This window comes from Collinsella sp. TF08-11AT (genome assembly GCF_003437035.1).
In the GTDB taxonomy this organism is placed as follows: Bacteria; Actinomycetota; Coriobacteriia; order Coriobacteriales; family Coriobacteriaceae; genus Collinsella.
Window position 1 is genome coordinate 16470 of the sequence record NZ_QSRL01000017.1, and the last position, 23497, is coordinate 39966.

At 60.0% G+C, this 23497-nt stretch carries 22 protein-coding genes, 2 tRNA genes and 1 pseudogene; 21 read left to right on the forward strand and 4 right to left on the reverse strand.

The annotated features are described in order from the left end of the window. Nucleotides 1–16: 16 nt before the first annotated feature. The 14 genes from rph to DXC79_RS09145 all read left to right on the forward strand — a co-directional run bounded on the left by rph (nucleotide 17) and on the right by DXC79_RS09145 (nucleotide 13859). Nucleotides 17–742: a ribonuclease PH gene (gene rph / locus DXC79_RS09080; protein WP_117635960.1), complete on the forward strand. Its 726-nt coding sequence runs from the start codon at nucleotides 17–19 to the stop codon at nucleotides 740–742. Between the two features lie 143 nt (nucleotides 743–885). Further along, nucleotides 886–1527: an RdgB/HAM1 family non-canonical purine NTP pyrophosphatase gene (gene rdgB, locus DXC79_RS09085; RefSeq protein ID WP_117635961.1), complete on the forward strand. Its 642-nt coding sequence runs from the start codon at nucleotides 886–888 to the stop codon at nucleotides 1525–1527. Nucleotides 1528–1530: 3 nt separating this feature from the next. After that, nucleotides 1531–1977: a D-aminoacyl-tRNA deacylase gene (dtd, locus tag DXC79_RS09090; RefSeq protein ID WP_117635962.1), complete on the forward strand. Its 447-nt coding sequence runs from the start codon at nucleotides 1531–1533 to the stop codon at nucleotides 1975–1977. Nucleotides 1978–2091: 114 nt separating this feature from the next. After that, nucleotides 2092–2388 carry a Veg family protein gene (locus tag DXC79_RS09095; RefSeq protein WP_006234957.1) on the forward strand — a complete coding sequence of 99 codons (297 nt, stop codon included), beginning with the start codon at nucleotides 2092–2094 and terminating at the stop codon, nucleotides 2386–2388. A gap of 2 nt (nucleotides 2389–2390) precedes the next feature. Continuing rightward, nucleotides 2391–3287 (forward strand): 4-(cytidine 5'-diphospho)-2-C-methyl-D-erythritol kinase, encoded by an 897-nt coding sequence (ispE, locus tag DXC79_RS09100; RefSeq protein WP_233503094.1) that lies wholly within the window; start codon nucleotides 2391–2393, stop codon nucleotides 3285–3287. Nucleotides 3288–3336: 49 nt separating this feature from the next. Beyond that, a tRNA-Pro gene (locus DXC79_RS09105) sits at nucleotides 3337–3413 on the forward strand. 112 nt (nucleotides 3414–3525) lie between these two features. Continuing rightward, a complete protein-coding gene (tatA, locus tag DXC79_RS09110) occupies nucleotides 3526–3801 on the forward strand; it encodes a twin-arginine translocase TatA/TatE family subunit (protein ID WP_022094895.1) in 276 nt (91 codons plus the stop codon). Between the two features lie 106 nt (nucleotides 3802–3907). Continuing rightward, complete coding sequence (gene greA / locus DXC79_RS09115; RefSeq protein WP_006234960.1) at nucleotides 3908–4378, forward strand: transcription elongation factor GreA; 471 nt, start codon at nucleotides 3908–3910, stop codon at nucleotides 4376–4378. 79 nt (nucleotides 4379–4457) lie between these two features. Beyond that, nucleotides 4458–6422, forward strand: coding sequence for a lysine--tRNA ligase (lysS, locus tag DXC79_RS09120; RefSeq protein WP_117635963.1), 1965 nt, complete (start codon nucleotides 4458–4460; stop codon nucleotides 6420–6422). Nucleotides 6423–6742: 320 nt separating this feature from the next. Next, nucleotides 6743–8311, forward strand: a complete 1569-nt coding sequence (locus DXC79_RS09125; RefSeq protein ID WP_199408686.1) for a threonine/serine exporter ThrE family protein — start codon at nucleotides 6743–6745, stop codon at nucleotides 8309–8311. A gap of 297 nt (nucleotides 8312–8608) precedes the next feature. Beyond that, nucleotides 8609–11251, forward strand: a complete 2643-nt coding sequence (locus DXC79_RS09130) for an ATP-dependent Clp protease ATP-binding subunit (RefSeq protein WP_117635964.1) — start codon at nucleotides 8609–8611, stop codon at nucleotides 11249–11251. A gap of 124 nt (nucleotides 11252–11375) precedes the next feature. Next, nucleotides 11376–11735, forward strand: coding sequence for a type II toxin-antitoxin system RelB/DinJ family antitoxin (locus DXC79_RS09135; RefSeq protein ID WP_099432102.1), 360 nt, complete (start codon nucleotides 11376–11378; stop codon nucleotides 11733–11735). After that, nucleotides 11732–12253, forward strand: a complete 522-nt coding sequence (locus DXC79_RS09140) for a PIN domain-containing protein (protein ID WP_117635965.1) — start codon at nucleotides 11732–11734, stop codon at nucleotides 12251–12253. The genes DXC79_RS09135 and DXC79_RS09140 overlap by 4 nt, the downstream gene beginning before the upstream one ends. A gap of 148 nt (nucleotides 12254–12401) precedes the next feature. Further along, complete coding sequence (locus DXC79_RS09145) at nucleotides 12402–13859, forward strand: aminoacyl-histidine dipeptidase (RefSeq protein ID WP_117635966.1); 1458 nt, start codon at nucleotides 12402–12404, stop codon at nucleotides 13857–13859. 127 nt (nucleotides 13860–13986) lie between these two features. Here DXC79_RS09145 and DXC79_RS09150 read toward each other — a convergent pair whose 3' ends face one another. The 3 genes from DXC79_RS09150 to DXC79_RS09160 all read right to left on the reverse strand — a co-directional run bounded on the left by DXC79_RS09150 (nucleotide 13987) and on the right by DXC79_RS09160 (nucleotide 16430). Beyond that, nucleotides 13987–15291 carry a type II toxin-antitoxin system HipA family toxin gene (locus DXC79_RS09150; RefSeq protein ID WP_117635967.1) on the reverse strand — a complete coding sequence of 435 codons (1305 nt, stop codon included), beginning with the start codon at nucleotides 15289–15291 and terminating at the stop codon, nucleotides 13987–13989. Next, the gene (locus DXC79_RS09155) at nucleotides 15292–15723 is read right to left on the reverse strand and encodes a helix-turn-helix domain-containing protein (RefSeq protein WP_158551009.1); all 432 of its coding nucleotides are present in this window, start codon (nucleotides 15721–15723) and stop codon (nucleotides 15292–15294) included. A 128-nt stretch (nucleotides 15724–15851) separates the two neighbouring features. Continuing rightward, nucleotides 15852–16430 (reverse strand): manganese efflux pump MntP family protein, encoded by a 579-nt coding sequence (locus DXC79_RS09160; RefSeq protein ID WP_117635969.1) that lies wholly within the window; start codon nucleotides 16428–16430, stop codon nucleotides 15852–15854. A 376-nt stretch (nucleotides 16431–16806) separates the two neighbouring features. On the opposite strand from DXC79_RS09160, the gene disA reads away from it, so the two are divergent. The 7 genes from disA (at nucleotide 16807) to DXC79_RS09195 (ending at nucleotide 22572) form a co-directional block, all read left to right on the forward strand. Next, entirely contained in the window at nucleotides 16807–17847 is a 1041-nt protein-coding gene (disA, locus tag DXC79_RS09165) for a DNA integrity scanning diadenylate cyclase DisA (protein ID WP_006234973.1), read from the forward strand. Further along, entirely contained in the window at nucleotides 17847–18575 is a 729-nt protein-coding gene (ispD, locus tag DXC79_RS09170) for a 2-C-methyl-D-erythritol 4-phosphate cytidylyltransferase (protein WP_117635970.1), read from the forward strand. Before disA ends, ispD begins: the two co-directional genes overlap by 1 nt. Next, the gene (gene ispF, locus DXC79_RS09175) at nucleotides 18565–19059 is read left to right on the forward strand and encodes a 2-C-methyl-D-erythritol 2,4-cyclodiphosphate synthase (protein WP_117635971.1); all 495 of its coding nucleotides are present in this window, start codon (nucleotides 18565–18567) and stop codon (nucleotides 19057–19059) included. Before ispD ends, ispF begins: the two co-directional genes overlap by 11 nt. A gap of 3 nt (nucleotides 19060–19062) precedes the next feature. Then, nucleotides 19063–20529, forward strand: a complete 1467-nt coding sequence (cysS, locus tag DXC79_RS09180; RefSeq protein WP_117635972.1) for a cysteine--tRNA ligase — start codon at nucleotides 19063–19065, stop codon at nucleotides 20527–20529. Between the two features lie 143 nt (nucleotides 20530–20672). Then, the gene (gene rlmB / locus DXC79_RS09185; protein ID WP_117635973.1) at nucleotides 20673–21593 is read left to right on the forward strand and encodes a 23S rRNA (guanosine(2251)-2'-O)-methyltransferase RlmB; all 921 of its coding nucleotides are present in this window, start codon (nucleotides 20673–20675) and stop codon (nucleotides 21591–21593) included. A 3-nt stretch (nucleotides 21594–21596) separates the two neighbouring features. Beyond that, on the forward strand, nucleotides 21597–22274 hold the full coding sequence (locus DXC79_RS09190) for an NYN domain-containing protein (protein WP_055309418.1): 678 nt from the start codon (nucleotides 21597–21599) through the stop codon (nucleotides 22272–22274). A gap of 223 nt (nucleotides 22275–22497) precedes the next feature. Beyond that, nucleotides 22498–22572: transfer RNA gene (locus DXC79_RS09195), tRNA-Thr, on the forward strand. 533 nt (nucleotides 22573–23105) lie between these two features. On the opposite strand, the pseudogene DXC79_RS09200 reads toward DXC79_RS09195, so the two are convergent. Beyond that, nucleotides 23106–23497 (reverse strand): annotated as a pseudogene (locus DXC79_RS09200) (hypothetical protein); the annotation flags it as partial.

Sequence of the window (23497 nt, forward strand, 5' to 3'; positions counted from 1 at the left end):
CCGAAAGGATATTTCTATGGAGTACATGCAGGTCAACCGCGCCAACGGCCGTGCCGCCAATGAACTGCGCCCCGTCAAGCTCACCCGTGGTGTTATGAAACATGCCCACGGCTCGTGCCTGGCTGAGTTCGGCGACACGCGCGTGCTGTGTGCCGCCACAATTGAGGAGGGCGTGCCGGGCTGGCGCAAGGGCGCCAAGGCCGGTTGGGTAACCGCAGAGTATGCCATGCTGCCGGCATCGACCGGTAAGCGTTGCAAGCGCGAGTATACCAAGCGTAAGGGCCGCTCCATGGAGATCGAACGTCTCATCGGCCGTAGCCTGCGTACCGTCGTCAACATGAAGGCGCTCGGCGAGTACACCGTCACCGTCGACTGCGATGTGATCCAGGCGGATGGCGGCACGCGTACGGCGAGCATTACCGGTGCCTGGGTGGCGCTGCATGATGCTCTTGCTATGTGGGTCGAGGCCGGCAAGATCGAGCGCATTCCGCTCACGGGCCAGGTTGCCGCCATCTCTATGGGCGTTGTCGACGGCAACACCATGCTCGACCTCGATTATTCCGAGGACAGCCACGCCGAGGTCGACATGAATCTCGTCGCTACCGACACCGGCGAGATGATTGAGCTCCAAGGCACCGGCGAGCAGGCGCCCTTCGACCGCAAGCGTCTCAACGCCCTGCTCGACCTGGGCGACAAGGGCATCGCCGAGCTCATCGAGCTTCAGCGCCAAGCCCTCGCCTAACCTGCCAAAAAGGGACAGGTTTATTTTGGCAGGTTTTATCTGGGAAAACGTCGAAGTATAAGACTGCCGTTGATTGAGAGGGGAGAGGCGGAGGCCCTCGTCGCCCTCGGCGCGGCATTGCTATAGAGACAAGGAGACCACTCATGGCACTTGAGAAGATCGACATCGACACCCTCGACCCGGCGGCGACCATTGTCGTGGCAACGGGCAACGCCCATAAGCTCACCGAGATCGAGGCCATTTTGGGCAAGGTCATGCCCGAGGTGCGCTTTGTGGCGCTCGGCCAGCTGGGCGAATTTGAGGACCCCGAGGAAAACGGCACGACGTTTTTGGAGAACGCCATCATCAAGGCGCAGGCTGCCGTCGAAGAGACGGGGCTCATGGCCATTGCCGACGATTCGGGCCTGGTCGTCGACGCGCTGGACGGTGAGCCCGGTGTGTATAGCGCGCGCTACGCGGGCGTTCACGGCGACGATGCCGCCAACAATGCCAAGCTGCTCGTGAATCTGGAAGGCGTGGCAGACGAGGACCGCACCGCGCGCTTTATGAGCGTCGTTGCGCTCATCGATACGGACGGCCTGGTCACCTATGGCGAGGGCGCCTGTGAGGGCGTTATCGCGCACGAGGGCCGCGGCGATCACGGCTTTGGCTACGACCCGCTGTTCCTGCCGGTCGATACGCCGGGCAAGACTATGGCCGAGCTCACGGCGGACGAGAAGAACGCCATCAGCCATCGATTCCATGCGCTCGAGCACCTATCCGCCAAACTGACGGGCGAGGAGTAAGCCGTGCGTGCGGTGGTGCAGCGCGTACTCAATGCCGGCGTGACAGTCGACGGCGAGTGCGTGGGCAAAATTGGGCGCGGCTATCTGGTGCTGTTGGGCGTGGGCCACGGCGACACGCGCGCCGAGGCTGATAAGCTGTGGGGCAAGCTCCGCGGCTTGCGCATTAACGAGGACGAGAACGGCAAGACCAACCTGGCACTTGCCGATGTCGACGGCGAGGTTCTCGTAGTGTCGCAGTTCACGCTGTTCGCCGATTGCCGTCACGGCCGCCGCCCATCGTTTACCGATGCCGGCGCCCCCGATGTTGCCAACGAGCTCTACGAGTACTTCTTGACGCTCGTTCGCAAAGATGTCGAACACGTGGCGCACGGCATCTTTGGCGCCGATATGAAAGTCGACTTGGTCAACGACGGTCCGTTCACCATCGTCCTCGATACCGACAATCTGTAAGTAGCCAAATTAGCTACTTGCGCGTGGTCGCAACAGGGTGCTATAGTATTAGAGTTTTGTCTATCTTAGGGGTATTATCCCCTTTTTGAATTGCATCTTCTGGAGGCCCTGTTCATGGAAGAGATGGAAGTCAATCACGTCGACGACATCCACGAGAAGCTGACCGATATGGTGGGCGATCGCGTTAAGGTGAAGGCCAACATGGGCCGCACCCGCGTCGTCGAGCGCATGGGCACCATCAAGAGCGTCCATCCGGCAGTCTTTATCGTCGAGGTTGACGAGCGCCGCGGCCGCAAGTCGCGTCAGTCCTACCAGTATATCGATGTCCTCACCGGTCAGGTCGAGCTGTTCGACCCCGAGAGCGGCGAGCATATCTTTACCCCGCTCGGCAATCAGCTCGAGGAGCACTAGCGGTGACCGATCGGTCCCTGACTCTTTCCGCGCCGGCAAAGATTAACCTCTACCTGGGGGTTCATACCGAGCGCGATGACCGCGGCTACCACAGGGTCGATTCCCTGATGGCAGCTGTCGGTCTTTCCGATACCGTGACGGTTACGCCGGCACAGGCGCTGACCGTCCAGACGGTTCCGGCATCAGATTTTCCCATGCAAAAGAATACGGCGTATCGGGCTGCGGTTGCTATGGCCGAGCATTATGGTCGCGAGGCAAACATCTGCGTGACGATTGAGAAGCGCATTCCATTGTGCGCCGGCTTGGGCGGTCCCTCGACGGATGCGGCCGCGGTCATTGTCGCCTTGGCGGAGCTCTGGGGAATTGATCGCACCGACCCCGCGCTCGACGACATTGCGCGGGGCATTGGTGCTGACGTCCCGTTCTTTTTGCACGCGAGCCCTTCGTTCTACGTAGGTGGGGGAGACGTGCTGGCAACTGAGTATCCCGTGCTGCCCGCAACGCCCGTCGTGTTGGTCAAGCCGCGCGAGGCAAGCGTTTCGACAATTGAAGCCTATCGACGTTTTGACGAGGCCCCGGTGCCTGCAGACAAGCCCGGCGCGATAGCTTCTGCCTTGCGTGCTGGTGATGCTGAGACGGCATATGCGCTCATCCATAACAACCTGGGTGTCATTTCCGCACAGATGGAGCCTCAGATACAAACGGTTCTCGATTGGCTGCGTAAACAAGGCGGCACCGTTGCTGTAGATGTGTGCGGATCGGGCGCCTGCTCGTTTGCCATTTGCGACACCGTCGCCACGGCTGAGGGGCTTGCCGACGCTGCCCTGCAAAACGGCTGGTGGTCCTGCGCGACGGAGCTCATTCCCAACACGGTTCGCATCGAAGTGCCAAAGAAGTAAAAATTTCTCTAGCACACGACGGAAATCTTTGTTACTATAGTCGAGCTAACGGGTTGTGGCTCAGTTTGGTAGAGCACTGCGTTCGGGACGCAGGGGTCGCTGGTTCAAATCCAGTCAACCCGACCAGAGCATGAGGAGGGACCGCTTCTTGCGGTCCCTTTTTTTAGCTATTGTTGTGATACCGCGATACCCGCGGTATACTCATTCGAGCTTGTCTCGCTGTATTGTGGAGGTCTACATGTTTGGACTGAGGGCTCCTGAGCTCATCATTATTCTCGTCGTTGTCCTGATTATCTTCGGGCCCAAGAACCTGCCGAAGCTCGGCAAGTCCCTCGGTTCTACCGTCAAGAATATCCGTGAGGGTATGGAGGGCGACGATAAGGCCGAGACCAAGCAGGCCGAGGAGGTCGTGGTCGAGCAGTCCGAGGAGGACAAGGAGATCGCTGAGCTCGAGGCCAAGCTCGCTGCTGCCAAGAAGAAGCAGGCAGAGGACAGCGACGCGGACGCAGAGTAGTCCCATCCCTTTGGGGTGAGCACCTGACCGGCTTGCCCGCAGGCTAGCCGGTCTTTTTCGTTTTGTTGACAGTTGATTGTTTGATCAGAGTTGGGGAGATATCCGTATGGACGCAAGCCAGATCGTACTGACCGCTGAGGGCCGCCAGAAGCTCGTCGAGGAGCTCGCTTGGCGTGAGGGCGATTACGCCAAGGAGATCGTCGAGGACATCAAGGAAGCCCGCGCGTTCGGCGACCTTTCGGAGAACTCCGAGTACGATGCCGCCAAGGACAAGCAGGCCCAGAACGCCGCTCGTATTGCCGAGATCCAGGCCATCCTTGCCAACGCTCAGGTTGCTGCCACCACAGGTGATTTGACCGTCTCCATCGGTTCCACCGTTTCTCTGATTGATCCCAACGGTGAGGTCATGGAAGTCACGCTCGTCGGTACCACCGAGACCAACTCGCTCGAGCACAAGATTTCCAACGAGTCTCCGGTCGGCCACGCCATCATCGGTCACGGCGAGGGCGACTCCGTCGAGGTCGTTACGCCTTCCGGCAAGACTCGCGTCTACACCATCGCCAAGATTGCACGCTAGACCACGGTCCCGCGTAAAGGTATGTTTTCGCTCCCTGGGACCGAATCCTGGGGAGCGTTTTAGTTCGAGGAGCTAACTTATGGCAGAGAACCAGAACGCCGCAGATCAGGCATCGACGCTCAACGACGAGCGCGCCACCCGCCTGGCCAAGCGCGCCGCCCTGTTCGAGGCGGGCCAGAACCCCTATCCCGAGCACTCTGAGCTTGAGGACTACGTTGCCGATATCGAGGCTAAGTACGCCGAGCTTGCCGATGGCGAGGACACCGAGGACGTCGTGAAGATCGGCGGCCGTGTGGTCGCCAAGCGCGGTCAGGGCAAGATCATGTTCATCGTCGTACGCGATGCGACTGCCGAGATTCAGCTGTTCTGCCGCATCAACGACATGGACGAGGCTGCCTGGAATACGCTCAAGTCCCTCGACCTGGGCGACATCCTGGGCGTGACCGGCGTGGTTGTGCGCACCCAGCGCGGCCAGCTTTCCGTTGCCCCTAAGAGCGCGACCCTGCTTGCCAAGGCCGTTCGTCCGCTGCCCGAGAAGTTCCACGGTCTTTCCGATAAGGAGACCCGCTATCGCCAGCGCTATGTTGACCTGATCGCCAACGACGACGTTCGCGAGACGTTCCGTAAGCGTTCGCAGATTCTCTCCACCTTCCGTCGCTTTATGGAGTCCGACGGCTACATGGAGGTCGAGACCCCCATCCTGCAGACCATCCAGGGCGGCGCTACGGCTAAGCCGTTCATCACGCACTTCAACGCGCTCGATCAGGAGTGCTACCTGCGCATTGCTACCGAGCTGCACCTCAAGCGCTGCATCGTCGGCGGTTTTGAGCGCGTGTTCGAGATCGGCCGTATCTTCCGTAACGAGGGCATGGACCTTACCCACAACCCCGAGTTCACCACGATGGAGGCCTATCGTGCCTTCTCCGACCTCGAGGGCATGAAGGCGCTCGCCCAGGGTGTCATTAAGGCGGCTAACAAGGCCATCGGCAACCCCGAGGTCATCGAGTACCAGGGTCAGACCATCGACCTTTCTGGTGAGTGGGCCAGCCGTCCCATGACCGACATCGTCTCCGACGTGCTCGGCAAACAGGTCACCATCGATACGCCGGTCGAGGAGCTTGCTGCTGCCGCGCGCGAGAAGGGCCTGGAGATTAAGCCCGAGTGGACCGCCGGCAAGATTATCGCCGAGATCTACGATGAGCTGGGCGAGGACACCATCGTCAACCCCACGTTCGTGTGCGATTACCCCATCGAGGTCAGCCCGCTTGCCAAGCGCTTTGAGGACGACCCGCGCCTGACGCACCGCTTTGAGCTGGTTATCGCCGGTCACGAGTACGCCAACGCGTTCTCCGAGCTCAACGACCCGGTCGACCAGGCCGAGCGCTTTGCCGCCCAGATGGCCGAGAAGGCTGGCGGCGACGACGAGGCCATGGAGTACGACGAGGATTACGTGCGCGCCCTCGAGTACGGTATGCCTCCTGCGGGCGGCATCGGCATCGGTATCGATCGCGTGGTCATGCTGCTCACCAACCAGGCTTCCATCCGCGACGTGCTGCTGTTCCCGCACATGAAGCCCGAGAAGGGTTTCCAGTCCGGTGCCGCTGCCGCCAAGGCTGCCGAGGCCGGCAACACCGCGAGCCCGTTCGTCAAGCCGCTCAAGCCCACGGTTGATTATTCCAAGATTGCCGTCGAGCCGCTGTTTGAGGAGTTCGTCGACTTTGATACCTTCTCCAAGAGCGATTTCCGCGCTGTGAAGGTCAAGGCGTGCGAGGCCGTCAAGAAGTCCAAGAAGCTGCTGAACTTTACGCTCGACGACGGCACCGGCACCGATCGTACCATCCTCTCCGGCATTCACGGTTATTATGAGCCCGAGGACCTGGTCGGCAAGACCTTGCTCGCCATCACCAACCTGCCTCCGCGCAAGATGATGGGCATTCCCAGCTGCGGCATGCTCATCAGCGCTATCCACGAGGAGGAGGGCGAGGAGCGTCTCAATCTGATCCAGCTCGACGCTTCCATCCCCGCCGGCGCAAAGATGTACTAACTAGTTACGCGGTTCTACGAACCGCGTAACGGCTCGACACTGCGCGGGCCGCATTTGGACAATCTGACGTTCAATTTCAAGGGCGCGACCAGAAGGTCAGCGCCCTTTCGTTTCACGTCACCTTGTCTCAAATGCGGCCCGCTCGCTGACGTTGCCAATACATCGGCGTTGCCTTGGCCGTCAATAGTCATTGGGGACGTTCTTAAACGACTACCCAACGGCTATTGAGCACATGGCTCGCATGGCAGCCGTCTCTTTTATGTTTCCTTTAGCCGTTGCTGCCTAGGATGGGGGTTAGTCGGTAGGAAGGGAGCGTCTATATGGACGACGCGAGCGAGCGTGCAATCGAAGAGGACATGCTCGATCAGTTCAATTACTTTGACGATGAGGATGAGGAGCTAATCGATCGTCGCGAGCCGGCATCGCTTGACTCATTTGATCTGGTCGATGAAGAGACTGATGAGGTTGAGGACGAATCAACGGAGCCCCCACAGTCTTCGCGCCTTGACTCGCTGCTTTCGAGAGCCCCCATGCACCACGGTGTTCGTGCCGGCGCACTCCATATGAAAACAGACTGGCACCAGATCGTGACGGCAGGCGATGAGCTTGCCGTCGATGCACCGCTCACCGATAAGTCATCCATCATCTGCCGCACCGGTATGCTTATGCTCGCGAGCGGAACGGGTGCCTGGCGTGTACGCGATACCATGAATCGCGTTGCCGCCGTACTCGGTGTCACCGTCCACGTTGACTTAAGTCTTCTGTCGTTTGAGTGCACCTGCATCGAAGATGGCCACTGCTTTAACGAGGTTGTCAGCCTGCCCACAACGGGAGTCAATACCCATCGCATTTGGATGATGGAGAGCTTCCTAAAGGAAATCGAGACGTATGGGCGCCGGTTTACCGTGCACGAATACCACGAGATGCTCAAGACCGTTGAGAGTTCAAAACCCGATTACTCTCCCTGGCAACAGGGCCTTGCGGCAGCTTGTGCTTGCGGCGCCTTCGTCTTTTTGCTCGGCGGCGGCCCTATCGAGATGGCCTGCGCATTCGTAGGCGCTGGTGTTGGCAACTTTGCTCGCTCTCATATTCTCAAGCAGGGTCTTGGCCAGTTTAGCGCGCTGACGATTGGCGTTGCGCTCGCTTGCGTTTCGTATCTGCTGACATTGCTCGGCCTTGGCCAGGTCGTACCGGGGGCAATGTCGCACCAAGAAGGCTATATCGGCGCCATGCTCTTTGTGATTCCCGGCTTTCCCCTCATTACGGCAGGCCTCGACATCGCTAAGCTCGATATGCGAAGCGGCATTGAGCGTCTTTCGTATGCCGTGTCGATTATTGTGATGGCGACCCTTGTGGGCTGGATGGTTGCCGAGTGTGTGGGGCTGGCACCGGATGATTTTGCCCCGCTCGGCCTTTCGCCGCTTGCCCTTACGCTCCTGCGCGTGGTGATGAGCTTTGTTGGCGTATTCGGCTTCTCGGTGATGTTCAACAGCCCGGTAAAGATGGCCGCGGCAGCTGGGCTGATCGGCGCCGTGTCCAATACCTTGCGTCTGACCCTTGTTGATGCGCCGGCGCTGTTTCCCTTCCTGGGCCTGAGCTTAGGTATGCCTCCCGAGGCGGCAGCGTTTATCGGTGCGCTGGTATCGGGCCTGCTCGCGAGCTTAGCCGAAATCAAGCTCACCTACCCACGTATCGCCCTCACGGTGCCATCGATTGTCATTATGGTGCCGGGCTTGTATCTGTATCGCTCGATGTATTACATGTGCACCTTCGACACGGTCAATATGCTCGGCTGGTTTGTGCGTGCAGTGCTCATTGTGGCGTTTCTGCCCGTTGGCCTGGGCGTGGCGAGAACCCTCACCGACTCTCGCTGGCGTCACACCAGCTAATTGGTGCAAATGAAACTGATCCGCAAAACATGAACGTGGATAATCTCCCGTTTTTGGCCTGTTTACGGGCTCAAAACGGGAGATTATCCACGCTCGTGGAATGGGTGTCCGAAAATCCACGCTCGTTGGGCCGATGCAGAGGCACCTGGCAATTCCTTTTTTGTAGACGTTGTCGCGCGGCTACGGGCAGGAAAGGTCCCAACGGTTAACATATACTCCATATGGGTAAAGAGACCAAAGCGCCGCCACGAGTGGCGCTTTGCGTTTGAAAAACTAGCTCGTCTAAGAGGAACTAGCATGTTAGACCGTTTTACCGATCGCGCGCGCAAGGTCATGTCCATGGCCAAGCAGGAGGCGCTCGATCTGCACTCAAATAAGGTGGGCACCGAGCACCTGCTGCTCGCGCTTGCCAAGGAGGACGAGGGCATTGCCGCCGAGGCGCTGCGTTCGCTCGACATCTCCTACGATGACATCATGGATACCCTCAAAGAGGTCCAGACCACGGTTCCCGAGCCCAGCGAGGAGACCGAGGCTGCCAAGCTCGCCTTTACGCCGCTCGTCATCAGCGTGATGGAGCGCTCCTTCCGCGTGGCACGCGAGAACAACCAGACCTACGTTTCGACCGAGCACTTGCTGATCGGCATCGTCGAAGAGGGCAACGGCATGGCCATGGACATCCTCATGCGCCTGGGCGTGTCGTCTGCTTCCATTAAAAAGGCTATCGAGAAACTCACCGCCAAGGACCAGGACAAGAAGCGTCCGCTCGCCGGTGCCGGTGCCGGGCGTCCCGGTGCGGGCCTGCCGTTCTTTAGCGGCTCGGATGCCTCTCAGCAAAAGGGGAGTGGCACCGACACGCTCAAGCAGTTCGCGACCAACCTCACGCAGAAGGCGCGCGACGGCGAGCTCGACCCTGTAATTGGTCGCGAAAAGGAAGTCCAGCGCATGATGGAAATCCTCTCGCGTCGCACCAAAAACAACCCGCTCATCCTGGGCGATCCCGGCGTGGGCAAGACGGCCATCGTCGAGGGCCTGGCTCAGCAGATAGCAGCCGGCAACGTGCCTGAGAACCTCATGAACCAGAATATCTGGACGCTCGACCTGCCGGGTCTCGTGGCGGGTGCCAAGTATCGCGGCGAGTTTGAGGAGCGCCTCAAGAACGTGATCCAGGAGGCCACCGAAGCGGACGACGTCATCCTGTTTATCGACGAGATGCACACCATCATCGGTGCCGGTTCTGCCGAGGGCTCCATCGATGCGAGCTCCATGCTCAAGCCCGTACTCGCGCGCGGTGCCTTCCAGATTATCGGCGCCACCACGGCCGAGGAATTCCGCAAGTACCTCACCAAGGACCCGGCCTTCGAGCGTCGCTTCCAGACCATCGATGTCGAGGAGCCGAGCGTCGAGGACACGGTCAAGATCCTGACCGCGCTTAAGCCGCGCTACGAGGAGCACCACCATGTGCGCTATACGCAGGGTGCTATCGAGGCCGCCGCGAACCTTTCCAACCGCTACATCCAGGATCGCTTCCTGCCCGATAAAGCCATCGATCTCATCGACGAGGCCGGTGCCCGCGCTCGCATCGCCGCGAATCGCGCGCCCGAGCCGGTGCGCGAGGCCGAGCAGCGTATAGAGGAGCTCAAGGCCGCCGCGCAGGAGGCCACCGAGAGCGATGACATGAACAAGGCCGCCGAGATCACCGAGCAGCAGAAGGCCGCCGAGATTGAACTCGCCGAAGCCAAGGCCGCCTGGACCGCCGAGCTCGACGCCAGCCCGCTCACCATCGACGTGAGTCAGATCGCCGACATCGTGTCCGTGACCTCTGGCGTGCCGGTTTCCTCGCTCACCGAGAGCGAGAGCCGGCGCCTGCTGCAGACCGAAAGCGTGCTCAAGACGCGCATCATCGGTCAGGATGAGGCAGTCGAGGCCGTCGCCAAGGCCGTGCGCCGCAGCCGTTCGCCGCTCAAGGACCCGCGTCGCCCCGGCGGCAGCTTTATCTTCCTGGGTCCCACCGGCACAGGCAAGACCGAGCTCGCCAAGACGCTCGCCGAGTACCTCTTTGGCAGCAAGGACGCGCTCATCAGCTTCGACATGTCGGAGTTCGGCAGCGAGTTCGAGGTCTCCAAGCTCATCGGTAGCCCTCCGGGTTACGTGGGTCACGACGAGGGCGGTCAGCTTACCAAGGCCGTTCGTCGTCACCCGTATTCGGTCGTGCTGTTCGACGAGATCGAGAAGGCGCACCCCGACATCTTCAACATCCTGCTGCAGGTGCTGGAGGAGGGCCGCCTGACTGATAGCCAGGGCAAGACGGTCGACTTCCGCAACACCGTGATCATCATGACGTCCAACGTGGGCGCCCGCGAGATCGCACAGGATGCGAGCGTTGGCTTTGGCACCACCGGCGAGCAGGGTCTCACGTCGAGTGAAATCAAGGGCCGCGCGATGGGCGAGCTCAAGCGCCTGTTCCGCCCCGAGCTGCTCAACCGTATCGACGACATTGTGGTGTTCCAGAAGCTCACGGGCGAGAATCTCACCAAGATCGCGCACCTGCTGGTGGACGATCTGCGCCAGCGCCTGATCGCAAACGGCATGAACATCAAGCTCACCGATGCGGCCTACGACAAGATTGTGGCCGAGGGTACCGATCTTACCAATGGCGCACGTCCGCTGCGTCGTGCTATTCAAAAGCTCATCGAGGACCCGCTGTCCGAGGAGCTTCTGGCCGGCGAGTGGGGCGAGGGCGATACCGTCCTGTGCGACGTGGCCGATGGCAAGTTTGTCTTTAGCCACGGCACGGGCGAGATCCCGGCACCGCGTCCGGCGGGCACGCTCGGTGGCGATACCGCTCCGGCGGCGCCGCACACCGGAAACGCCGCGCCTGTGAGCAGTGGCGTGAGCTCGGGCCCCGGTGGCATGATGCAAGCCGGCTCTGGTGCGCTGTAGGGATTGAACATACCTTGTATAACGGGGGCGTTTCCGATAAGGAAGCGCCCTCATTTCTATTGAAATGCGCTTCAATCTGCCGTGCTATACTAAAATCGAGATATAGTATAGCAAAGGAGCTGATATGCCTACGTCAATACTCGACACGCGGCCAGTTCAGATGAACGTGCGTATAGATCGCCAGCTCAAAGAGGCGGGAGACGCCGTCCTGACTCATATTGGCATGACGCCGTCACAAGCCGTTCGGACACTTTGGGAGTATCTGGTCGTTAACGGACGCATGCCCTCGAAGGGAGACGCGGCGGCTCCGGTTTCTGACGGAGTGGAGCCCCGGCGCATGGAGTCAAGGGCCGCGCAAGGCAGCCATATCGTTCGCGATTCGTGCCTCAAATACGGCATCCCCATCCCTGAGTTCTCGGGAGACTATGACGACCTCTATGAGGAGGCCATGGCGGAGCGCTATCCCGAGTGGGTGGAACTATGAGCACAGAAGGCGTCCTCAAGCTGTTAATCGATACCAACGTATGGATGGATTATTTTTCTGGCAGGTCCGACCGTACGGCAAATGTCGTCCATCTGATCGAGATTGCCGACGCCTCGGAGCGGATTGCCCTGTTTGCCTCGTCGCTTTCGGTCAAAGACGTTTCATATCTTGTCTCGGCGGCAATCAAGCAGGAGTGCCGAAGAAAGACTGGCTCACTGAGCGATAACGCCATTGCGGCGGCAGACGAAACGGCCTGGGCATGCGTTCGACAGATGCGCGAGCTAGCCCTCATCGCCCCGGTCGGTGCAGACGAGGTCTTCGACTCCTTTGTGTTCAAGTACCACCACAATGACTTTGAGGACGACCTGATGCTGGGCGTCGCCAATCGCATTGATGCCGATTACGTCGTGACGGAGGACAAGAATCTTATTAAACACACCAATGGTGTATGCATTAATGTTCAACAGGCGTTGAGGTTGGTTGGGGGGTCCAACGTTCCCTCTGCACGGCCCGTCTAGCTTGCTTTACCTTGATAAAGTGGCGTTTCCCCGCCGTTAGCCGATGATGCAAGGGCGCTCGGCGTTTTCGACTGGTTTATGCACGCAAAGTCTGGGAATATACAAGTCGCATGTCTTACTGTCTAACCAGTTGCGCCAAGGAGGCACCATGGATTACAAGATCACCGGCTACGAGCCCGCCCAACTGTTCCATTTCTTTGAGGAGGTCAGCGCGATCCCCCGTGGGTCTGGCAACGAGAAGGGCATCAGCGATTTCCTGGTTGCGTTTGCTAAGGAGCGCGGCCTCGATGTGTACCAGGACGAGGTCTACAACGTCATCATTCGCAAGCCCGCTTCTGCCGGCGCCGAGAATGCTCCGACCGTGATGCTGCAGGGCCACATCGATATGGTGTGCGACAAGTTGGGCTCTGTTGAGCACGACTTTACGACCGACGGTATTGACCTGGTCGTCAAGGACGGCGTCCTCACCGCTAACGGCACCACTCTGGGCGCCGACAACGGTATCGCCGTCGCGCTTATGCTCACTGTTCTCGATGACGATTCGATCGTTCACCCCGCCCTCGAGTGCGTATTCACCACCGACGAGGAGACTGGCCTGGTCGGCGCCGAGACGCTCGACAAGTCCCAGATTAGCGCCCGCACCATGATTAACCTTGACTCCGAGGAAGAGGGCGTTGCCACCGTCAGCTGCGCCGGCGGCGTCGTCGTTACCTACACCTGCCCCATCGCGCGCGAGCACAAGACCGGTAGCACCCTCACGCTCGACATCTCCGGCCTGCTGGGCGGCCACTCCGGCAGCGATATCCACCTGGAGCGCGGCAACGGCAACCTCATCATGGCCCGCATCATCGACCGCCTGATGGTTGCCGGCGAGCCCGCCATCGTGAGCTTTAACGGCGGCACCAAGGACAACGCCATCAACCGTGAGTGCAAGGCTGTTCTGGTCTATGCCGACCACGCTGCCGCCGAGGCCGCGGCCCAGATCGCAAAGGACATCATCGCCGACGTCACTGCCGAGCTCGAGGTCTTCGACCCCGGCTTTACCTGCACCGTCGAGATTGCCGACGACGCCGAGGTCGAGGCCATGGACCAGAAGTCCGCGCTTGCCCTCATCCGCGCTCTGCGTCTTGCCCCCAATGGTGTGATTCGCCGCAACGTCGCCACCGACGGCTCAGTCGAGGTTTCCTCCAACATCGGCGTGGTTGCCACCTCTGACGACGAGGTTAAGATCATGCTTTCCCCGCGCTCCTCGATCACCTCGCTGCAGAACGAGTTCAAGGATCGTTTGCAGACGCTTGCCGATGTCCTGGGCTTCGACGCCAAGTTTGAGTTCGAGTATCCCGGCTGGAGCTATGCCGAGCATTCGCCGGTCCGCGACGTCTTTGTCGAGAGCTATCGCGAGCTCTTTGGCTCCGAGCTGCGCATCGAGTCCATTCACGCCGGCCTTGAGTGCGGCCTGTTTGCCGAGGCCCTGCACGGCCTGGATGCCATCGCCGTGGGCCCGACGCTCTCCGATGTCCACACCCCGGACGAGAGCATGGAGCTCGCTTCTGCCGAGCGCTTCTACGAGCTGCTCATCGACGTGCTCAAGCGCCTCGCCGCGTAAAGGTTGCGCTAGCAGCAGTCCGAGCCACGTGCTAGCGGATTGCAAATGACATTACGAGAGGGGGTACCCGGTCTTTTGCGACAGGTGTCCCCTCTCTTCTTTTAAGAAATGGGAAATTGATTGGCGTCTAGCCCATATCCGCCCTGATGAGGTCGAGGGTTCGCTGGCAGTTTTCGCGGACGGGGCCGAGCATGTGCTCGCGCAGGTCCGCCATGCCGGGCAGGTCGGCGTATTCGTCCATGATCTCTTCCATGCAAATGGGCACCTCGTAGGCGAGGTCCATCATGGTCGCAAAGCAAAACTTCTCGGATAGCCCGGCATCGGTGAGCGCCGCCTCCAGCGCGGGGTCGCCCATACCGTGGTATCGGCGGATAGCGCCTGGACCGATGCGCCCCACTCGATTTTCGCCGCCAACGCTCATGGCAAGGCGCGCCCGGCGGCGCATACGCTCGTACGCCAAGCCCGATGCGACATCGTACATGGGTGCGAGCGCTGCGTTTGTGCCTTTACCTAGGATGAGCGAGTAGTTTTTAGCGTGTGCGTCAGGCGCTCCGATAATGGCGTTATAGAACAACATATAGGTAAAAAGCACAAGATTCATGTGGTGGGGGACTGTGTTAATCAGTCGTTCTTGGATGTCTCGTGTGGTTGGTCCTCCGTCGGCGGTGTATTTCTGGCTTGGCAATACACCGAGCGCCTGGCAAAAGTCCTCCTGATGCAGCCTTTCGATATTTCCGCTGCTATTGACAATTCTGTCGTACCGTTCAACGACGAGCGCGGCTTCGTCTTCAAATGTGCAATAGGAGACGTTGGCAGTTGGAATGCCAACACGCCGAGCCGTTTTCATGCAGACGAATTCGTTTAAGGCCTGATGTTTGAACCCAACGACACCATTTTTGAAGATATGGGTAGTGGGGGATGACCCTAGACATTCGCACCATTGGCCATCATGCCAAGCTAGTGCAAATTTGCCTTGGTTGCCGCCCAGGGACCAGCTTTCGTTGGAGCCCATCCATGTCTCTCTTTCGTCATCGCGAATTGCTTTGAGCTTGTGAGCGATTTGAGAATTGGTAAGCGGGCGGTATGCCGAGACCCTGCCGCGGGCGGCGCCTAATTGATCGGTTCGACAAAACTGAACGGCCCCTGCGCAGTCAAGACCGATATGGCACAAGAGGGCGACGGGGTTGTTGGATGCAACGTCATGCTCGGCGGCAATAGCGCGACGCTGCTCTTGGCTGTCGGGCAAAAGGCCAAATAGGAACGGGCGGACGATGTTATGGCCATACGTGCGATTGGAAAGCGGCATTGTAAGCGATAGTGGTGCTCCGCGATAGGTTGGGGCGTATACAAAGCTGCAGAGTCCATGCTCGTCTTGCCGGAGAGTGCCTGCGATTTCGCCACAAATGAGGGTCGCAAGCTCCATCTCTGCCATTTATTTCACAACCTTACAGTCAAAGGAGAGGTCTGAAGTGTCGGAAAGGCCTTGCTCGGCTGCGATTTGGGCCAGCAAGGCACCATAGGAAGATGGCGTTCCTTGTCGAGCGGGTCGTCTGCCTACGCTTGGCTTTGGCAGGGCATTCGAGTTCGCGATAGGGAGGTCCGCTTTCGTCGTCGGATGTTCGGAGGGCGATGCGATGGAGTCGTTATCGCTTTGCGCAAAGAGACCTATGCCGAGTGCGTTAAAGACGGACAGCAACTTGTCGAGTCGAATGCCGGTGGCGTCTCCTAGCTCGAGCGATGCGAGCAGGCGCTCTGAAACACTGGCCGTTTTGGCGAGGGCGGCACGGGTGAGACCCTGAGCCTCGCGTGCCTGGCGCACGTAGATGCCAGCTTGGCGCGGTGTGGTGATGGGAAGGGTATTCACGGCGATCTCCTAACGTGCAGACTTTTGCATATCAGTATGACATGCAAAAGTCTGCACGAAAAGGCCTCATGCAAAACTTTGCATGAGGCCTTGTACTGGCGTTGAGTTTTGAGCGATTGTGTTTGGCGTTACAGCGCCAAAATCCCCAGATGCTCAAGCAAGATCTTAAGTCCGATGAGGATGAGCACGATGCCGCCCACGATGGTGGCAGGTTTTTCGTAGCGCGCGCCAAAGGTGTGGCCGATCGCTACGCCGGCGACGGAGAAGATAAACGTTGTGACGCCGATAAGCGATACAGCGGGAACGATGTCGACCGAAAGCGCGGCGAACGAGATGCCCACGGCCAGGGCGTCGATTGAAGTGGCGATGGCGAGGATCAGGTACTCGCTCAGTTCAATCTTTTCGGCATTCTTGCCGTCGCCTTCATCCTCGTCCTCGGTAAAAGCCTCCCACAGCATTTTGCCGCCGATGAAGGCCAAAAGGATAAAGGCAATCCAATGGTCGATGGGGCCGATGATGCCCATAAACTGGCTGCCAAGCGCCCATCCGATCACGGGCATGCCGGCCTGGAAGCCGCCAAAGAACAGGCCGAGCACTACGGCGACCTTAAGGTTGATCTTCTTCATGCCAAGGCCCTTGCAGATGGATACGGCAAAGGCGTCCATCGAAAGGCCAATGGCGAGCAGCACGAGCTCTACGAGTCCCATGGTTTGGCTCCCTCCTTGCGGGCGAACCCGCGTGTACTTCTGACAGGGGAGCAACAAAAAAGACCCGTGGCGTACGCGCCGCGCGTACAACCACGAGTCTCGTTCATTAAGGCAAGCCAGACCGTGTCGGCCAGTATGTTGACTTGCCGCGCCACCGGAGGCGAACCCGGTCACGCGACTACTCCCTCATTCATGTGAATCCCGATGCTACCACATGAACAGCTCATTTGGGTTGAGGCTCTCAGCGGTGTTCGCTCATTCTGTAAGCATCGGATTTCGCAAGCGTCGCGAGGACAAACCGTGAGAAACTATTTAGCGTTTATGGAGCGTATACGATGGGAGCGATGCCTTGGATAAGAACGAGCTGCAAAAGCGTATGGAACAGGCCATCCGCCTGACGGCACCTGGTCAGCCGATCCGCACCGCCCTCGACATGATCATCGCCGGTCACCTGGGCGCCCTTATCTGCGTCGGCGACACCGAAAACGTGCTCGCTGCCGGTAACGACGGCTTCCCGCTCAACATTTCGTTCACCTCGAACCGCCTGTTCGAGCTCTCCAAGATGGACGGCGCCATCGTTATCGACGGCGACCTCACCCAGATCCTGCGCGCCAACTTCCATCTCAATCCCGATCCCTCACTCGCCACGAGCGAGACGGGCATGCGTCACCGCACCGCCGCTCGCATGTCGGTGCTCACCGATGCCATCGTGATCTCGGTTTCGGCCCGTCGTGCCGTCGTCAATGTGTACGTTCACGGCAAGAGCTACGAGATCCAGCCCGTCACCACCATCATGAGCTCGGTCAACCAGCTCGTCGCCACGCTCCAGACCACCCGTCAGTCGCTCGATCGCTCCTTGCTGCGCCTGACGGCCCTCGAGCTCGATGACTACGTTACGCTCGCCGACATTACCGGTATTTTCTCGAGCTTCGAGATCATGCAGCAGGCAAAGACCGAGCTTAAGGATTGCATCGTCAAGCTGGGCAACCAGGGCAAGCTCGTGCAGATGCAGCTCGAGCAGCTCGCCGGCTCCAGCATGGATACCGAGTACGACCTGATGATTCGCGACTACGCGAGCGATTCCTCCGAGGCAAACGCCGAGAAGATTCGCGCCGAGCTCGCCCGTATGACGCCTAAAGATCTGTCCGACCCGCAGCACGTGGCGGCGGTTCTGGGTTACGACGACCTGGACGAGGACTCCGTCATGACGCCGCTGGGCCTGCGTACACTTTCCCGCGTGTCCGTCGTGCGTGACGGCGTGGCCGAGAAGATTGTCGACGAGTACGGCTCGCTGCAGGAGCTCATGGACGACATCAGCGAGGATCCGGAGCGCCTGGGCGACTTTGGCGTTAACAACCCTGCCATTCTTGCGGACTCCCTGTACCGCATGAAGGGCACCAAACAGGGGAACGCATAATGGCGCCCGTATGCGCCGTAGTCGTTGCCGGTGGCAGCGGCCAGCGCTTTGGTAACCCCGGTGGCAAGCAGCTCGTCAATGTAGCGGGTCGTCCGCTTATGAGCTGGTCCATCCGCGCATTTGACCGTAGCGATAAGGTCGGACACATCGTCGTGGTTTGCCCTGCCGAGCGTCGTGCCGAGATGTGCCGCCTGGCCATCGATCCGTTTGACTATGACACGCCTATCAGCTTTGCCGATGCCGGCGATACCCGCCAGGATTCCACCCGTGCCGGCGTGCATGCGGTTCCGGCGGGTTTCGAATATGTCGCCATTCACGACGGCGCCCGTCCGCTCATTACGACCGAGGCGATCGATCACGCTATCGACGTGCTCGTGAGCGACCGCGCCCTCGACGGTGTCGTGTGCGGCCAGCCCGCGATCGACACGCTCAAGATCGTCGACGGCGATAACATCGTTGAGACGCCGCCGCGCGAACTCTATTGGGCTGCACAGACGCCGCAGATCTTTAGCGTCGACGCCATGAAGCGCGTCCACACCGCAGCCATCGCCGAGGGCTTTATCGGCACCGACGATTCTTCGCTGGTCGAGCGCATGGGTGGGCGCGTCCGCTGCGTTCAGAGCCCGCGCGACAACCTTAAGGTGACGGTGCCCGAGGACCTGCGTCCCGTAACCGCGATTCTGCTCGGCCGCATGGCCGAGGGAGAGGACCTTCCCCATGTTCAGTAACCTGCGCATTGGACACGGCTACGACGTTCACCGCCTGGTGGAGGGGCGTCGATGTGTCATCGGCGGTGTCGACATTCCCTACGAGCGCGGTCTGCTGGGCCACTCTGATGCCGATGTGCTCGCGCACGCCTTGGCCGACGCCATTTTGGGCGCCTGCCGCGGGGGAGACATCGGTAAGCTATTCCCCGACACCGATCCCGCCTACGAGGGTGCCGATTCGATGGTGCTGCTCGCTCGCGTGATGGACTATGCGCGCGAGCTGGGCTTTGAGTTTGTCGATGCCGATTGCACCATTGCCTGTCAGCAACCTAAGATCACCCCGCACCGCGATGCCATGCGCGCCAACCTTGCCCATGCCCTGGGCGTTGACGTCGAAAACGTGGGCGTCGCCGCCACTACGACCGAAAAGCTCGGTTGGGAAGGCCAGGGCGAGGGAATCGGCGCCTGGGCCGTCTGCCTGCTACAGAAAACCGTTAAGGAGTAACGAATGCGTATCTACAACAGCGCTACCCATAAAAAGGAAGAGTTCCAGCCCATCGAGTCCGGCAAGGTCCGCATGTACGTGTGCGGCCCCACGGTCTACGACAACATCCACATCGGCAACGCCCGCACGTTCATCAGCTTCGATGTGATTCGTCGCTGGCTCATCGCGAGCGGCTACGAGGTCACGTTCGCCCAGAACCTCACCGATGTCGATGACAAGATCATCAAGCGCGCCAACGAGCAAGGCCGTACGGCTGCCGAGGTCGCGACGGAGTTCTCCGACAAGTTCATCGGCGTCATGCGCGCCGCCAATGTGCTCGATCCCGATGTGCGCCCCCGCGCCACCAAGGAGATCGGCCCCATGATCGCCATGATCAAGACGCTTATCGAGCAGGGCCACGCTTACGCAGCCGATAACGGCGATGTGTACTTTGCCGTGCGCAGCGATCCCAACTATGGTCAGGTCTCGGGCCGCAACATCGACGACCTTATGGTAGGTGCGCGCATCGAGGAGAACGAGGACAAGAACGACCCGCTCGACTTTGCCCTGTGGAAGGCCGCCAAGCCCGGCGAGCCCAGCTGGCCGAGCCCCTGGGGCGAGGGCCGTCCCGGCTGGCACACCGAGTGCGCCGCCATGGTGCACCGCTACCTGGGCACCCCGATCGACATCCACGGCGGTGGCTCCGACCTTGCCTTCCCGCATCACGAGAACGAGTGCGCCCAGGCCACCTGCGCCTGGCACCAGGGCTTCTCCAACACCTGGATGCACACGGGCATGCTGCTGGTAGACGGCGAGAAGATGTCCAAGTCGCTCGGTAACTTCTTTACGCTGGCCGAGGTGCTCGAGCAGCACTCTGCTGCGGCTCTGCGCCTGCTGATGCTGCAGACGAGCTATCGCTCGCCGCTTGACTTTTCTTGGGAGCGCCTGGAGGGTGCCGAGAACTCGCTCACGCGTATCGCCGGTACGGTCGAGAACCTGCGCTGGGCTGCAAGCCACGCGACGGCCGACGCCGATAAGGCTGCCGCCGAGGCATTTGTCGCCAAGGCCGCCGAGACTCGCGCCGCCTTTAAGGAGTGCATGGACGACGACTTTAACACCGCCGGTGCCATGGGTGCCGTCTTTGGCTTTGTCACCGAGTGCAATCAGTATCTGGAGCAGGCGGGCGATGCTGCCGACAAGGCCGCAGTCTTGGCTGCCGCCGATACGCTGACCGAGCTGCTCGATACGTTTGGCGTCGAGCTTCCCGAGCCCAAGGTCGAGCTGCCGCTGGGACTGCTGGGCGTTGCCGCCGGTCTGGTTGCCTACACGGGTGACGATGTGGACGAGGCTGCTGCCAAGATTCTCGAGGCTCGCGCCGAGGCCCGCTCCGCCAAGAACTGGGATCTGGCCGATGCCATCCGTGACCAGCTCAAGGACCTGGGCCTCACCATTGAGGATACTGCTGCGGGCACTCGTATTAAGACTCTCTAGTATTTGTCGACCGTTCGAGGTGCGGCAGATTGCCTTGAAAGAGGAGGGCATAGACCTGGTGGTCATGCCCGACGATTGAAAGGCAAGGTGCCGTGGCTCGGACGGTCGATTCTTGTTCGTTATCTATTTAAGGAGGTCGCTATATGGCCGACAATCGCAAGCGTGCGTCTCGTGGCGGCAAGCAGGCTGCTTCTGGCTCGCGCCCGATTCGCCGCAATGACCGCGCTGCCGCTTCCAAGGGCCAGCGCGAGCGCTCCCAAGCCCAGGCTGCGCGTCCGCAGCGAAATCGCAACCGCGACAACATTCAGGTCCCCAAGGGCGAGTTTATCGAAGGTCGCCGTGCTGCCGCCGAGGCCCTGCGCACCGGCTTTCCCGTCAAGTGCGCGCTCATCGCCGAGGGCGGGGAGCGCGATGCTGCCTTGTCGCGCCTGGTCGACGATCTCAACGCCGCGGGTGTCCGCATTAAGTATGTGCCGCGCGCGCAGCTCGATGCGCTGTCGAGCCATGGCGCTCACCAGGGCATTGCGCTCGAGGTGGGCAACTTCCCCTATGCCGATGTTGCCGATATCCTCGACCGCGCGGGCGAGGGTCCGGCTCTTGTCGTCGTGCTCGACCACGTGACCGACGACGGTAACTTTGGCGCCATCGTGCGCTCTGCCGAGGTCGTGGGCGCGGCGGGCGTCATCATTGCCAACAAGCGCGCCGCCGGTGTGACCGTCGGCAGCTACAAGACCTCTGCCGGCGCCGTTATGCATCTGCCCATCGCACAGGTTCCCAACATCGCTCGAGCGCTCGACGACCTCAAGGCCGCCGGCTTTTGGGTGGGCGGTGCTTCCGAGCACGCCGAGGGCAGCTGCTGGGATGCTCCCTTCGAGGGCCGCGTTGCGCTCGTCATGGGCTCCGAGGGCGACGGCATCTCGCGCCTGGTGCTTGAGAAATGCGACTTTTTGACCAAGCTTCCCCAGCGCGGCATGACCGAGAGTCTCAATGTTGCCCAGGCGACCACTGCGCTGTGCTTTGAGTGGTTGCGCCGCAATGCCGGCGAGCTCATGGGGGAGGAGTAGCGCATGTCCAAGAAGAACCGCGCCAAGTCCAAGGCCAAGCGCTTTGGCGAGGGCTCGGCCAAGCCGATCGTTTCGGCCGCGACCTATGGTGTGGGCGGCAATGCGTTTGCGCAGGCCATCGCCGATCCGGTCTCGACGGTGCACTCCAATAAGCCCGAGCTGCTGGTGGTCGACGGCTACAACGTGATTCACTGCACGCCGCGCTACGAAAAGCTCGTCTACGACCATTCCGACGATCCATATTCCAGCGACGTCCACGATATGGCTCGTACTGCGCTTATCAACGATGTCGCGGCGTTTGCCCAGGGCCGTTACGAGGCCGTGATCGTGTTCGACGGCGCGGGCAACATCTCCAACGAGCGCCCCAACCTACCGGCCCGCGGCGTGCGCATCGAGTTCTCGCCGACGGGCGTCTCTGCCGATACCGTGGTGCAGAAGCTCTGCATCGAGGCACGCGAGGAAGGCCGCGCGTGCTCCGTGGTATCGAGTGACGGCACGATCCAGGCTGTCGTCATGGGGAAGGGCGTCACGCGCATCTCGAGCCGTATGCTGGTGGACGAGATCAAACAGATTGATAACGACGTTCACGAGGCCGAGGAGGCCCCGCAGATCAAGATGACTCTGGGCAGCCGCCTGAGTCCCGATGCCCTGGCCAAGCTTAAGGCCCTGCGCGGGAGGTAGGGGATTATCCATAGAGACCCGTTTCCCAATTGGTCAGCCCGTTGATTTGTAATCAATGGACTGTGGGTTGCCGTCGCCAAAACGAATAGTTTTTGGTTTTGGCGAACGGATAAAACTATTCGTTCTGGCGAATAGTTTTGAGATGTGGTCGGGCGAAGGGCCTGTTGCGCCTCGTCCGCAATTCCTTTATTCTTAACTGGCTTCGCGCGAAAGCGCCAAGTGTGCCAGTGTGGCGCAACGGTAGCGCAACTGATTTGTAATCAGTGGGTTGCAGGTTCGATTCCTGTCACTGGCTCCATGAGAGTTTCGGGCTCTGTTCCCTTGTGGGACAGGGCCCGTTTCTATTTAGGTGGTGCGCCATCGGGTTGGCGCCCATCCCGTTTTTGGTTTGTCTCGTCCTCTAGTTTGTCTAAATCTGTAACACCAAGACCGATATTTGGCATCTAGCTGTTACAGATTGAGATGAAACTTAGGGTGTTTTAGGAATATCTTGATCTGTAACATGTAGAAGCGGAATAGGCCTCTTGCTGTTACAGATCGAGACAAGGGCGGGTGCGGACCTGGATGTCCTGCGCGAGCGTGGATTTCTGGACACGCGAGCGAAGAAAATCTCCCGACCGGAGAACGAGCGTGGATAATTAACTTGGATAGGGAGCTAAGGTAAACACCGATTGTCTATCCACGGCTTTAGAAGCAACGACCCCGATTTCATTGTGGAATCGGGGTCGTTTGTGCCTCAGGAATCCGAATGGATTAATCGAGCTCCTAAGGGACTTCTTGGGTTCTTGCTAATGGTCTGCCGAGGATGTCCCCAATGCAAACAGCGGGCATCTACTCAATATAGCTGGGGTTCTTCTTGATGATCACGCGTGCAGCGATGAAGGAGACGACGATGGCGATGATGGCGACAACGCATGCCAGCACGAAGTTGCCCATGGACCCATCGGGAGCGATAAAGATGAGTGCCGAAAGAAGGCCGGGGCATGCTCCCGCAACATACTCTTTCAGAACAAAGATGCCTGCAGGGAGTCCAGCGCAGAGCGCGCCGATTGCCGTGCCGACAAGCAGGCGGGGACGCTCGATGAGGCAACCGTAGAACGCGGGCTCGGTTACGCCACAGAGTGCGGTGACGGCAACCGTGGTGACCATACCCCTCTTCTCTTTGTTTCCGGTAGTGTCGAGAAAGTTGGTGTAGCGCCCGATTCGAAGCGAGTCGGCCCTGC